The 12,601-nt window shown below is 65.0% G+C and carries 11 protein-coding genes and 2 pseudogenes; 4 read left to right on the top strand and 9 right to left on the bottom strand.

The features are described from left to right. The 8 genes and pseudogenes from P8Y64_13215 to P8Y64_13250 form a co-directional block, all read right to left on the bottom strand. The coding region (locus tag P8Y64_13215) for an HAD-IIB family hydrolase (protein MEJ2061425.1) at nt 1–682 on the bottom strand (682 nt) is incomplete at its 3' end. A 205-nt stretch (nt 683–887) separates the two neighbouring features. Then, nucleotides 888–2,877: pseudogene (gene asnB / locus P8Y64_13220) on the bottom strand (asparagine synthase (glutamine-hydrolyzing)). 80 nt (nt 2,878–2,957) lie between these two features. Further along, nucleotides 2,958–4,046, bottom strand: a complete 1,089-nt coding sequence (locus P8Y64_13225) for an aspartate carbamoyltransferase (GenBank protein MEJ2061426.1) — start codon at nt 4,044–4,046, stop codon at nt 2,958–2,960. After that, the gene (locus P8Y64_13230; GenBank protein MEJ2061427.1) at nt 4,040–4,162 is read right to left on the bottom strand and encodes a hypothetical protein; all 123 of its coding nucleotides are present in this window, start codon (nt 4,160–4,162) and stop codon (nt 4,040–4,042) included. Before P8Y64_13230 ends, P8Y64_13225 begins: the two co-directional genes overlap by 7 nt. Continuing rightward, nucleotides 4,159–5,604 carry a sodium:solute symporter family protein gene (locus P8Y64_13235; protein MEJ2061428.1) on the bottom strand — a complete coding sequence of 482 codons (1,446 nt, stop codon included), beginning with the start codon at nt 5,602–5,604 and terminating at the stop codon, nt 4,159–4,161. The genes P8Y64_13230 and P8Y64_13235 overlap by 4 nt, the downstream gene beginning before the upstream one ends. A gap of 1 nt (nt 5,605) precedes the next feature. After that, nucleotides 5,606–6,334: a cysteine hydrolase gene (locus P8Y64_13240; GenBank protein MEJ2061429.1), complete on the bottom strand. Its 729-nt coding sequence runs from the start codon at nt 6,332–6,334 to the stop codon at nt 5,606–5,608. A gap of 22 nt (nt 6,335–6,356) precedes the next feature. Beyond that, nucleotides 6,357–7,372 (bottom strand): annotated as a pseudogene (locus P8Y64_13245) (Zn-dependent hydrolase). Then, nucleotides 7,369–7,821 (bottom strand): hypothetical protein, encoded by a 453-nt coding sequence (locus tag P8Y64_13250; protein MEJ2061430.1) that lies wholly within the window; start codon nt 7,819–7,821, stop codon nt 7,369–7,371. Before P8Y64_13250 ends, P8Y64_13245 begins: the two are co-directional and overlap by 4 nt. A 315-nt stretch (nt 7,822–8,136) precedes the next feature. On the opposite strand from P8Y64_13250, the gene P8Y64_13255 reads away from it, so the two are divergent. Continuing rightward, nucleotides 8,137–8,820 (top strand): flagellar biosynthesis protein, encoded by a 684-nt coding sequence (locus tag P8Y64_13255; protein ID MEJ2061431.1) that lies wholly within the window; start codon nt 8,137–8,139, stop codon nt 8,818–8,820. A gap of 50 nt (nt 8,821–8,870) precedes the next feature. Here the strand turns inward: P8Y64_13255 and P8Y64_13260 are convergent, their stop codons facing one another. Then, the gene (locus P8Y64_13260; GenBank protein MEJ2061432.1) at nt 8,871–10,151 is read right to left on the bottom strand and encodes a S41 family peptidase; all 1,281 of its coding nucleotides are present in this window, start codon (nt 10,149–10,151) and stop codon (nt 8,871–8,873) included. Nucleotides 10,152–10,302: 151 nt separating this feature from the next. Between P8Y64_13260 and P8Y64_13265 the strand changes: the two genes are divergently transcribed. The 3 genes from P8Y64_13265 to P8Y64_13275 all read left to right on the top strand — a co-directional run. After that, nucleotides 10,303–11,556: an adenosylhomocysteinase gene (locus P8Y64_13265; protein MEJ2061433.1), complete on the top strand. Its 1,254-nt coding sequence runs from the start codon at nt 10,303–10,305 to the stop codon at nt 11,554–11,556. A gap of 22 nt (nt 11,557–11,578) precedes the next feature. Next, nucleotides 11,579–12,250, top strand: a complete 672-nt coding sequence (locus P8Y64_13270; GenBank protein ID MEJ2061434.1) for a protein-L-isoaspartate(D-aspartate) O-methyltransferase — start codon at nt 11,579–11,581, stop codon at nt 12,248–12,250. Between the two features lie 163 nt (nt 12,251–12,413). Further along, the coding region (locus P8Y64_13275) for a MotA/TolQ/ExbB proton channel family protein (protein ID MEJ2061435.1) at nt 12,414–12,601 on the top strand (188 nt) is incomplete at its 3' end.

Consider the following 12,601-nt stretch of genomic DNA (forward strand, 5'->3'; position numbering starts at 1 on the left):
GTACCGGGTGTGGGCCGGGCAGGCAGGCCGCATGGTCGGCCATGTTCAGCAGGCCGATGTCGTTGGGGGCGTCGCCCAGCGCGATCACGCGCGGATGTCCCCAGACCGGGCGCATGGCCTTGAGCAGGGCTCGGGCGCCGCTGCCCTTGTCCACGCCCTGCGGCTGCACCGAAATGAAGCGTCCACCCTGAACGCCCTGCAGGCCGTGGTCGGCCAGGGCTTGCAGCAGCGGTGCGGGATTGTCGGCGCGGATCGGTTCACTGGCCTCGCGGCGGCGGGCGTTGAGGGCCTGCAGGCGGGTCAGTCCGGTGAGGCGCGCGATCTCGTCCAGTCCCCAGTCCCCGAAACCGCTGAACCGGACCCCGAGCTTGTGCGCCAGCTTGTGCAGCACGGCGCGGATGCGCGGGTAGCGCCAGTGGGTGAGGTGTTCGGTGCGCCAGTGGTTGTTGAAGGCCGGCAGGCAGATCGCCACCCCGTTTTCGACCACGGCGGGCCCATGCACCAAATGAGTGCGCATTAGCGCGGCGACCTCGGCGGCGGTCTTGCTGGTGGTGGGGACCACCGGGATGCCGCGTTTCGCCAGCATGCGGATGACGGGCCCTGCAATGCCCGGCGTGCCACGCCCGTCGAGCAGGGTGTGGTCGAGGTCGGTGAAGATGACGCTGTGGGGTTGGTGGCTCATGCCCGCTGTACCTGCAAGTGTGGTGCCAGCGGGCTAACAGGCCGTTGTGGTCTACTCATGCGGCACGATCGGGCGTCAAAATCGTGCTCGAAATGCTCGTTTACATCTAAGTAAACTGCGCTTTCTTGCCCGATTTTTCCTTCTCTCGCACTCGCCTGAGCGACCACAACGGCCTGTTAATGTCTCCGTCCCGTGGGCGGTCAGCTCAGGCGGCCCAGCCCAGCTCTGCGGCGCGTTCGCGCGCCAGTTTGGGCACGTCGGTGGCGACGAAGTGATGATGCAGCACCTGCACGCCGATCATGTGGTTGATGACGGCATCGAGCTGCACCTGGGTGGAGGCGGAGGTGTCTTCCGCCTCGTGCAGGGCGAAGACCGCCTGCACGCCGTCGTAGTCCAGCAGCCCGGCGGCCTCGACGGCTTCGCGGGACAGGAACTCGTCGGCCAGCGCCTTGAGCGCAGCCCATTTCTTGGGGTCGGTGTGGGCGGGCGGCGCCATGAAGGCGAACTTCTCGCGCTCGTACAGCACCTTGGGCAGCAGGCCCTTCATGGCCTCGCGCAGAACGTACTTTTCGGTACGGCCCTTGATGCGCATGGAGGGTGGCAGCTGGGTGGCGAACTCGGCCAGATGGTGGTCGAGGAACGGCGGGCGCGCCTCCATGGAGTTGGCCATGTCCACGCGGTCGCCGCCCCAGGTGAGGATCTGCCCTTCCAGCATGGTCTTGATCCAGACGTACTGGGCCTTGTCCAACGGATGGCGGCCTTCCAGCATGCTGCCGTCCAGGGCGTCGGCGATGGCGCGGCCCGGCTCGTAGCCGTCGACCTCGTCGCGCAGCTTGGGATGCATCAGTGCCGGCACGCGCGTGCCGGCGGCGAGCCCGGGCTGCAGGCAGGAGGGAGTGAACCCGACCAGGGCGTCCAGCGCCGGGTCGTGCAGTTCCTCCTCGGCCAGCATGGCGCCGCGGAACAGCTGGTTGCTCTCGGCGAGCAGTTGTTCCCAGCTCGCGCGCTCGGCGTCGGACAGGGTGTCGAGGCCGTGCAGGAACATGTCGCGGCGGAAGGCCGGATAGCCGGAGAACAGTTCGTCCGAGCCCTCGCCGGTGACCACCACCTTGTAGCCCGCCTTGTTCACGTGCCGGCTCATCAGCAGCTTGGCCACGCCCAGCGTGTTGTAGATGGTGCGCTCGGTGTGCCACAGGGTCTCGACGAAGTTGTCGTACAGGTGGGCGGCCTCCAGCATCATGATGTCCTGGTCGGCGCCGACCGCTTCGCTCGTCGTAATCCGCGTCGTCGAAGCCGATGGTGAAGGCCTTGACCGGCGACTGCTGGCTGGCGGCGGACAGCCCCAGGGTGATGCAGGAATCGATGCCGCCGGAGAGATAGCAGGCGACCGGCACGTCGGCCTCGAGGCGCAGCTGCACCGCTTCCATCAGCTGCTCGCGCACGCCCTCGATGTAGTACGACTCCGGCTTGTCGTCCTTGCGCTCGCTCATCAGCGGGAAATCCATGTCCCAGTAGCGTTCCTGCTTGATCTCGAACTTGCCGTGGCGGCGCTCGACGATCACCACGTGCCCGGGCTTGACCTGGTTGATGCCGTCGAAGGCGGTGGTGCCCGGCACCACGGTCTGCATGAGCTGGTGGTACAGCCCCCTGGCGCTGAAGCGGCGCGGCACCTCGGGATGGGCGAACAGCACCTTGAGCTCCGAGCCGAATACGAAGGTGCCGTCGACCTCGGCCCAGTACAGCGGTTTGACGCCGAACCGGTCGCGGATCAGCATCAGCCGGTCACGCGCCTTGTCGTACAGGGCGATGCCGAATTCGCCGCGCAGGTACGGCAGGGTGTCTTCCAGACCGAAGCGCTCGTACAGGTGCAGCACCAGTTCGGAATCGCTCTTGGTCTTGAACTTCGCGCCGCGCGAGGTGAGGTCGGTGCGAATGCGCTTGTAGTCGTACAGCTCGCCGTTGGCCGCGAGCAGCAGGTTGTCGTCCGCCGAGCGGAACGGCTGGCGTCCGCGGTCCTCGTTCAGGTCGATGATGGAAAGCCGTGCATGGGCAAAACCCAGGCCGCGGTCGTCAATGGTTTCCACCCCGAATCCGTCCGGCCCCCGGTGATACTGAATGGCGGCCATGGCGACCAGCGTGCTGCGGTCGACGGGACGTTTGGGATCGGCGTGCATATAACCAGCGATGCCACACATGAACGAAATACCTCTGCGTTATGGTTGGGCGGATAAACGGGGGATAAGGCGGTCGGTTGAACCGTGAGGGGACAGCGGCCTCAGGCCGGCTGGTCCTCCGGTGTATCCAGCACCCGGTGGATGCGGTGGACCACGGTGGTGAGCAGGGCCATGCGGATGAAGACCGCGCCGCGGGCCTGGGCGAAGTACCAGTTGTGCTCGGTGTCGTCCAGGTCGGTGGCGAGCTCGGCGCCGCGTGCCAGGGGGTGAAGAATGATGCTGCCGGGTTTGAGCGGTGATTCGCTCGACAGGCGCAGGTGTGCACCGAGTTTTTCGTAGGTGTCGCCGACCCAGGCGATGGAGTTGATGTACACCACGTCGAGTTCCGGGAGTTCCTTGTCCAGCGAACGGCTGACCCGCAGGGTGAGGCCGCTGCTTTCCAGTTCCTCGCGCTGACCATCGTCGAAGGCATCGTCGACGTCGCTGATGATCACCACCTCCTCGATGGCGGCCGGGAAGCGGGCCAGCAGCAGCAGCAGGCTGCGCACCGTGCGCATGCGTCCGGGCACGCCGATGATGCCGATGCGGATGCGCTGCTCGGCCGGTATCGAAGGCTGCATCAGCTCCGGCCGCCATTTGAAGATGGCATAGATGTCGGCCAGCGCCTGGGTGGGATGCTCGTCGATGCCGTTGCCGGCGTTGATGATGGGGATGCGCAGCGCGCCGAGCATGTCCATCACCGCCGTTTCGTTGGAGTCGCGCAGCACCACGATGTCGCCGTAGTGGTTGAACATCTCCGCCACGTCGGCCAGCGATTCGCCCTTGGCGATGCCGGTGGTGGAGGGGTCGGTGATGCTCATCACGTCGCCGCCGAGCCGGTGCCAGGCACTCTCGAAGGACAGCCGCGTGCGCGTGCTCGGCTCGTAAAAGGCGTTGATCAGGATCTTGCCGCTCAACGGCAGCGGCATGAAGGTCGGGCTGGTCTCGTAATGCGCGGCGAGGCGCACCAGCTGCATCATGTTCTCGCGGTCGAAGACGCGCGCGCTCACGATGTGCCGGCTGGCGAGATTCAGCAGCGGTTCGGGGTCCTCGGTGATGGCGTCGAGGAGGATGTTCGGGCGCTCAATGCCCGAGGTCCAGTCGGTGGCCTGGACCGGTTCCTGCAGCAGGGGGTCGAGTTCCTTTACCACAATCGTTTTCTCCGCCAGTCGATGATGAACAGCGCGATGAGAATGAGTGGCGCCAGCACGGTAACGGCCAGTGCCACGGTGACGATGGTGCCGAATGCGGATGCAGAAAGAATCATGCGTTTGCCTCCAGCGCGTTGGTTTCATCCAGGGTGTGCCAGGCGAAGGACTGCGGCCACAGCCAGGTGCTGATCACCACGATGCTCATCGAGACGGCGGCGGACACCAGCGCGGCCACGTAGAAGCCGATTTCGAAATAGGCGGCGAGGCCCAGCCCCGTGCCGAGCACCATGGCCAGCATCGCGCCCGTCGCGTTGGCGCGCTTCCAGTACAGGCCGGCCACGATCGGCCAGATGGTGCTGGCGACGAACGCGCCCATGAAGTTGAGCAGGGCGGCCAGGCTGGCGAGCCTGGGCAGGCACAGCAGCCAGGTCATGCCGCCGAGCAGCAGTACGATGATCTTGGCGGCGTTGCGCAACTCGCGGTGCGAGGCGTCGGGTCGCATGTGCCCCTTGTAGATGTCCTGGGTGATGAGGTCGGAGGTGGCTGCCAGCAGCGAGTCGAGGCTGGACGCCAGCGCCGCGAACACCACGATGAAGACCAGAATGGCGCCGGTGACGCCGAGCAGCTTGGCGGCGACCATCGGGCCCACCATGTCGGCGGCCGGTACGTTGAGGTGCAGCGCGGGTACGGTGAGCGCGACGAACCCGGCGACGATGGGAATGGGCGCCCACATCAGGCCGGCGATGAGATACGCCTTGAAGCCCACGCCGTCGCCGAAGGCGAAGGCGCGGCTCCACCACACATTGGAGTGGAAGATTTCGCCGACCCCGAACAGCAGGTTGTTGAACAGGAACATGATGGCGGCCGGTAGCAACAGGTTGAGCAGTTCGGGGCGCTGTGCCAATACGGTGTCGTGGATCTGTGTGAATCCGACCTTGTCGATGGCGAACCAGGCCAGCAGTATCACACCGAACAGGATCAGCAGCGTCTGGATGAAGTCGGTGCCGATCACGGCGCGCAGGCCACCCAGCAGAGTATAGGCCACGCAGATCGCCAGGATGATGGTCATGCCGATGCGGTAGTCGATGCCGGACAGGGCCTCGATCAGGATGCCGCCGGCCATGCCCAGGGTGATCAGCCAGCCGAAGCCGTACACCAGCGAGATCACCAGAAAGACCCGCCATGAGCCCTTGCCGTAGCGCAGGCGCATGAAGTCGCCGCTGGTGTAGGCGTTGGGCATCAGGATGCGGATGCGTTTGGCCAGCGGCGCGAACAGCAGCAGCCCGACCGAGCCCAGCGAGTAACCCACCATGCCCCACACCCCAAGCTGCAGGGCGAGTTGCGGCGCGGCCATGGTGGTGTTGCTGGTGACCCAGGTGGCCATTGCCGTGGCCACGGCCAGGGCCAGGCCCACGCTGCGGCCGGCCAGCATGTAGCCGTCCAGATCCATGGGTTTGCGGCCCAGGTACCAGCCGATGGCGATCCAGAGCACGCTGAAGCCGGCCAGGATGGCCCAGGCGATATCGGGATTGAGTACGGCGCTGTTGAGGTGGTTCATATCAGGCGAGCCTTTTGAGTTCTCCAAGGGCCTCTTCGGTGGACAGGACGCGGGCGTAGCGGTCGGTCATGGTGGTGATGGTGGCCGTCTGCAGTTCGGGCGTCACCGTGGCGCAGGCGTCGCCGATGAGGGTGACGAAAAAACCGAGATCGCAGGCGTCGCGAATGGCGGTGGAAACGCATTCGTTGCTGTACACGCCGACCACGAACAGGGCCTTGATGTCGAGATTGCGGAGGATGTATTCGAGATTGGTGGAGTTGAACACGCCGCTCGCCGTCTTGTTGAGGACGATCTCGTCCCCGACGGGGGCGACTTCCGGCAGGAATTCGGCTTCCTTGGAGCCGGGTGCGGCATGCAGCCCCAGGCGCTTGTGCCCGGGGCCGCGGTCGCGGCCGTCCATGGTCAGCGACTGGATGCGGGTGTGGATGACTTCCATGCCATTGGTGCGAAAGGCCTCCTGCAGCCGGCGCACGTTGGGCAGGACCAGGTTCTCGAGGCGGTCGAAGTAATACTCCTGCGCCTCTTCGGGGATGCCGGAGTTTGCCGAATCGGCAAACACGCCGTGACCGCGCGCCGCATCCAGGTACTGCATATCGATGCACAGCAACGCCGTGGTGTGCTGCTCGATGGAACGCCGGACGGCGGGTGCTTCGGTGACCGCCTCGCGGTAGGTCTCGCGCAGCGGATCGATATTCAGATATGCATTGTCCTGATCGCTGGTCTGGCTCATGGGTGTGGTCTCGGGAGGAAAATCAGTTGGCCAGGCGCTTGAGCGTGTTGAGCAGCACGTTGGCGCCGCACTCGATATCTTCCCAGGCGGTCCACTCGTCCGGGGAGTGGCTGCGCCCGTCCTTACTGGGGACGAAGATCATGCCGGCGCGGGTAAGTCCCGCCATGATCTGGGTGTCGTGGGCGGCGCCGCTGGGCATGCGCAGGGTGTCGACGTTCAATGCGCGGGCGGCCTCGTCGACGGTTGCCACGATACCGCTGTCGCATTTCACCGGTGTGATCTCGGAGAGTACCTCGAATTCGAACATCAGGTCGCGGCGCCGGGCGATGGCCGACAGGGCGCGCCGATAGGCACCGCTCAGGTCCGTCAGGGTGTCGCTGTCGGTATCGCGCACCTCAAGCGAGAATTCCACCCGTCCGGGCACCACGTTGGCCGCGCCGGGGGCGATATCCACCCGGCCGATGGTGGCGACGCTGCGCCGGCTGCCGTGTTCCTCGAGAATGCGCGGGATCTCGCCGGCGAACTCGGCCAGGCCCTGAAAGGCGTCGCGGCGCAGATCCATGGGCGTGGTGCCCGCGTGGTTGGCGGCGCCGATCAGCCGCACGTTCCATTTGAACAGGCCGGCGATGGCGTCGACCACGCCGATGCGTATGCCCTGACGATGCAGCACCGGGCCCTGTTCGATATGCAGTTCCACGAAGGCGTGGATGCTGGCGGGACGGCGCGCCGCCTGCAGCGCCGCCATGGCATCCAGGCCGTGCGCCGCCATGGCGTCGGTCAGTCTATGTGGGAGCCGGTCATCACGCTGGGGCGTTCCCCGTCATAGCCCAGGCGCGCAAAGATGTTTGCCGCCCCGTCGACGTACACGTCCAGGCCGGCGTCGTGGATGCGTTGCTTGAGCCATTCCCGGCCCGCGATGTCGTCCGGCGAGAAGGCCATGCGGTAGATGCCGAGGTCCTCGCGGCGGCCGATGCTGGCGAGGGTTTCGATGTCCGTACGCAGGCGCTCCATATTGATATGAAGCTCCTCCTCGCTCATGAACCTTCGTCCTGTTCGCGCGCGCTGCGCCGTGTGCCGATGAGGATGGTGCCCAGGGTCGCGAAGAAGACGGTCCCTCCGACGCCGAAGAAGGCGAAGGCACGCTCGAGCGAGTGATGGTTCACCTCGATGTGCACCGGCTTGCTCCAGGCGGAGGGCGGGCTGTTCTTGGCGACGGCCTGGATGCGGAAGTAGTAATCCCCGTTTTTCAGACCGCTGATGAAGCGGGCCGTGTCGGGCCCGTTATAGATGGTGTGCGCGTCCTGGAAATCGGGGGTGGCGGATTTTTGCAGCACAAAGTCTTCGTCCTGCGGTTTCTCGGGGCGCCAGCTCAGTTTGAAGTAGCCGGCGGTGGCTTCGGTGGTGCTGGCGATCAGCCGGGGCGTCGGCTGTGAGGCGGCCGCGCCGCCGGGGAGCAGCGCGAAAATGGCCCATGCAGCAAGAACCACCACCCCTCGCCGACCGAGGCCGCGGGGAATTGAGAAAAGAGGAAAAAGGGCTGCGCTGAGTGTGCGCGATAAATGCATTCAACCGGTTGTTCGGTGCTGGTTTCTTTTTCACCCTAACATGATGAAACAGGAATTTCTAACCCGCTGATTTTACGGTGATTGTGGTCCGGGCCTGAGGCCGGCGCTGCATCCCTTCAGGGAGTGGGGTTATAGTTTTCGTGCCGCGGTTTACATGTCCGGGACGGTAGACAACCAGCAGGCGCACCGTGACGACAACGCGGCGTGTAATACAACAATCTTCCAAGGAGAGAAAATATGAATGTCTTGATGGGGAATCTCGCCAGACGCACGTCCGGTGTTCTGGGCGCTCTGGCACTGTTGTTTGCACTGGCGGCGCTCAATGGCTGTGCCACGGGTCGGGACGTGGTGAGCATGCAGGCGGAAGAAGGCGCCAATCCGGCCACCGGTCCCGCCGTGAAAATCGTTTCGGTTCAGGATCAGCGCGAGTTCCAGGCGAATCCGTCACATCCTTCCACGCCTTCACTGATGAATCCGGACGATATCCGTAATCCCGCCATTACCGCCCGTGCCTTTGCCCGCAAGCGTGGCGGATACGGCAAGGCGCTGGGGGATGTCCTGTTGCCGGAAGGCCAGACGGTGGCGCAGCTCACCCAGCAGGCCATCACCCGGGCATTCCGCGATGCGGGTTACCGGGTGTTGGGGCCGAACGATCCCGGTTATGGCGCCGCGGCGCCGATCAACGCCAGGATTTCCCGGTTCTGGGCCTGGTTCCAGCCGGGATTCTGGGCGGTCAAGGTGCACTTCCAGAGCCTGGTCAACATCCAGGGGCCGGTTCGTGGCTTCACCGACGGCGCGGACGTGGCCGGCAACAGCGAGAACAGCTACCAGTTCGTCACTTCCAGCGACTGGGCGGACACCGTTCAGAAAGGTCTCAAGGATCTGGAGCAGAACATAAAGACCAGACTCGGCAGGCCTTGATCAAGGCGGGGCCGCCGGCGCCCTGCCGGCGGCCTTCCTTTTGGGACAGGTTATTTTTCAGCCGCCGTAAGGTAATGCGGCTTCATGGATTGCAGGCGTTTGACTGCTGCCAGCAGCTGTTTGTCGTGACTGGCGCGCAGCTTGGCGGGCGTCATGTGCTTCAGGTCGTTCGGGTGCAAAGGTATGACACCGTTGCCCAGTGCGATCTTCTGCGTCGGCACGAGTCCCTTGTGCCAGAAACTCTCGCCGTTCGGTGTGAGCCATTCGCGTACCGCCAGCAGCACGGCCGAACCGTCGGGCATGCTGAATTCCTGCAGCACCGTCCCGGTGCCGAAGGTCTTTTCACCGATCAGCGGCGCGTTGCGGTTGTCGCGCAGGGCGCCGGAGACGATTTCCGCGGCGCTGGCCGTGCCGCCGTTCACCAGCACGGCGACGGGGCCGGCCCAGCGCTGCAGGTTGGGTTCCACGGGAATGGCCTGCACCTTGCCGGCCCGGTCGCGTTCCTTGAGCACGTCGCCCTTGTCCATGAACAGGCTGGCCACGCCAATCGCCTCGGTGAGCAGGCCGCCGGGGTCGTTGCGCAGATCGAGGATGACGGCCCGCGCACCGTGTTGTTTGGCCTCCGACAGGGCCTTGGCCAGGGCATTGGTGGTGCCCTTGGAGAAGCTGCTGATACGCAGGTCGGCGATGTGCGTGCCGGGCACCATGTGCCAGTGCACCGTGTCGATGGGGATTTCCGCGCGTACGATGGTGACCTCGTGCGGCATCTCCGCCTTGGGCGACAGGATGTCCAGGGTCACCGGTTTGCCGGCCGGCCCGCGGATGCGCGCCACCACGTCGGCCAGGGGCAGGTTGCCCACCGGTTTGTTGTCCACTTTCAGGATCGCGTCACCGGGTTTCAGGCCGGCGCGGCTGGCCGGCGTGTCGTCGATGGGCGAGATGATCACCACGTGTCCGTGCTTGACGCCGATCTCCGCGCCGATGCCGGCGAAGTTGCCGGTGGTGATGTCCTGCGACAGCTTGACCATTTTCGGGGTCAGGAATCCGCTGTGCCCGGTATCGCCCAGCGCATCGACCATGCCGCTGATGGCGCCGTAGGTCATCTGCCTGGGCTTGATCGACTGTTGGTCCACATAGCGGGATTCGATCAGGTTCCAGGCCAGTGCCATGAGCCGGAAGTCGTATACGGCGTTGGCGGAAACCAGGCCGCCGGGAATGATGCCGGCCAGGAATACGCGGTCCACGAGGACGCCGCTCGTCATACCGAGCAGGAACAGCAACAGGACCACGATCTTGCGGCGAACGGGATGGGCGCCTTTGTCTTTGGACATGCGGAAAACTCGGGGATTAGGGTCGGTCGCAGGGATTGTCGCAGATCGACGAGCGATTCGGCAGGGATTGGTTGCCAACGACTGAAAAAAGTTCAGTATCTTTATTATGGTGTGACAACACCGGCCAACGTGCAAACCGCAGGGAGTTGAAATGTCCGATATCAAGGATCCGGCGCTTGCCGACCAGGGTGTGGCGCGTATCGAGTGGGCGCTGAAGGAAATGCCGGTCATCCGCGCCCTGCAGGCGCGCATGGCGGAACAGCGCCCCTTGGCGGGCGTGCGCCTGAGCGGCTGCCTGCACATTACCACCGAGACGGCGAACCTGGCGCGCATCCTCAAGGCCGCCGGTGCGGATGTGGTGCTGTGCGCCAGCAATCCCCTGAGTACCCAGGATGACGTCGCCGCCGCCCTGGTGGAGCGCTACGAAATCCCCGTCTTCGCCATCTGCGGCGAATCCACCGAGACCTATTACCGGCACATCCAGGCCGCGCTGGACCACCGCCCGATGCTCACCATGGACGACGGGGCCGACCTGGTCAGCGAACTGCACAAGACCCGCACCGACCTGCTCACGGAGCTGATCGGCGGCACCGAGGAGACCACCACCGGCGTCATCCGCTTGCGCGCCATGGCCGGGGACAAGGCGCTGCGGTTCCCCATCGTGGCGGTCAACGACGCCATGACCAAGCACTTTTTCGACAACCGCTACGGCACCGGCCAGAGCGCGCTGGACGGCATCATCCGCGCCACCAACATCCTGCTGGCAGGCAAGACCTTCACGGTGGTGGGCTACGGCTGGTGTGGGCGCGGCGTGGCCATGCGCGCCAGCGGCCACGGTGCACACGTGATCGTCTGCGAGGTCGATCCGTTGCGGGCGTTGGAGGCGACGATGGACGGCTACCGCGTCATGCCGCTGCTGGAGGCCGCCCGCCAGTCCGACTTCATCCTCACCGTCACCGGCGACAAGCACGCCGTGGACGAGGCGCACATGGCGGTGATGAAGGACGGTTGCGTGCTGGCCAACGCCGGGCATTTCAACGTGGAGATCAATATCCCCGCTTTGGAGGAGATGAGCGTTTCCAAGTCGAGCCCGCGTCAGCACGTGGACGAATACACGCTGACCGACGGGCGCATCCTGCGCCTGCTGGCCGAGGGGCGGCTGGTCAACCTGGCCGCGGCGGAGGGGCATCCGTCCGCGGTGATGGACATGAGTTTCTCGAATCAGGTGCTGAGTGCGGTGTATATGGTGGAGAATCACGGGCGGTTGGCGAACGACGTGCACACCGTGCCGGCCGACATCGACGCCGAGGTGGCGCGGCTGAAGCTCGAGGCCATGCGGATCGAGATCGACACGCTCACCGATGAGCAGCAGCATTACCTGACTTCCTGGCAGGAAGGCACCTGAGCGGCGCGCACCGACCACGGACATGAAGCGCGAACTCAAAGATCTGCTCAAGGAGATCGACGCCGAGGCGCGTGCGACGGCCAGCTATACCGGGCGCAGGAAGTTCGCCGACCGGGTGATGCATGCGCTGGGCGAGGTGCCGCGGGAGGAGTTCGTGCCCGAGGGGTCGCGCTTCCTCGCCTACGACAACGGCCCGCTGCCCATCGGCTACGGGCAGACCATCTCCCAGCCCTATATCGTCGCCCTGATGACCGATGTGCTGGACATCACGCCGGACTGCGTGGTGCTGGAGGTCGGCACCGGCTCGGGATATCAGGCGGCGGTACTCACGCGCCTGGCGCATCAGGTCTACAGCATCGAATACGTCGCGGAACTGGCGCAGTCCGCGAGCGAGCGGCTCGCCCGGCTGGGGTACGGCAATGTCGAGGTACGGCACAGCAATGGCTACCTGGGCTGGATCGAAAAAGCGCCCTTCGACCGCATCATCGTCACCGCGGCCGCGCCCTACATCCCGCAGTCCCTGATCGACCAGCTCAAGCCGGGCGGACGCATGGTCATCCCCGTGGGGCGGCCCTACAGCCACCAGGAACTGGTGTTGCTCACCAAGGCGGAGGACGGCACCACCGAGACCCGGAACCTGCTGCCCGTGGCCTTCGTGCCGCTGGTCAGCGAACCCCCGTCCGACGAGGCCTGAATCCTCCGCGCGAATGTTTTGCGCGATTCATTGTCTTAACCAAGACGTCGTTCAACGAACGTCGGCCGCTGGGGAGGGCTGGGGGACCGCTTCCCGAGACTGAATCTGTCAGCCCGCCACCGGCACCGTTGTTGTTTCCTTTTACTTCCGGTGGAACATCGTTATGCATGATCTATTCGAATCCTGGCACACGCTGCAATTCGGCGGGCCGCTGATCTATCCGCTTTTGTTTCTGGCCGTCGTCATGATCGTCATCATGCTCGACAAGGCCTACGTATACTGGCGCTATGCGCGCCCCTCGCAGACCCTGATGCGCCTGGTCTACAACTACGGCTCCGCCTGGACCGAGCT

It is taken from the genome of Gammaproteobacteria bacterium (assembly GCA_037388465.1).
Lineage (GTDB): Bacteria > Pseudomonadota > Gammaproteobacteria > SpSt-1174 > SpSt-1174 > JARRKE01.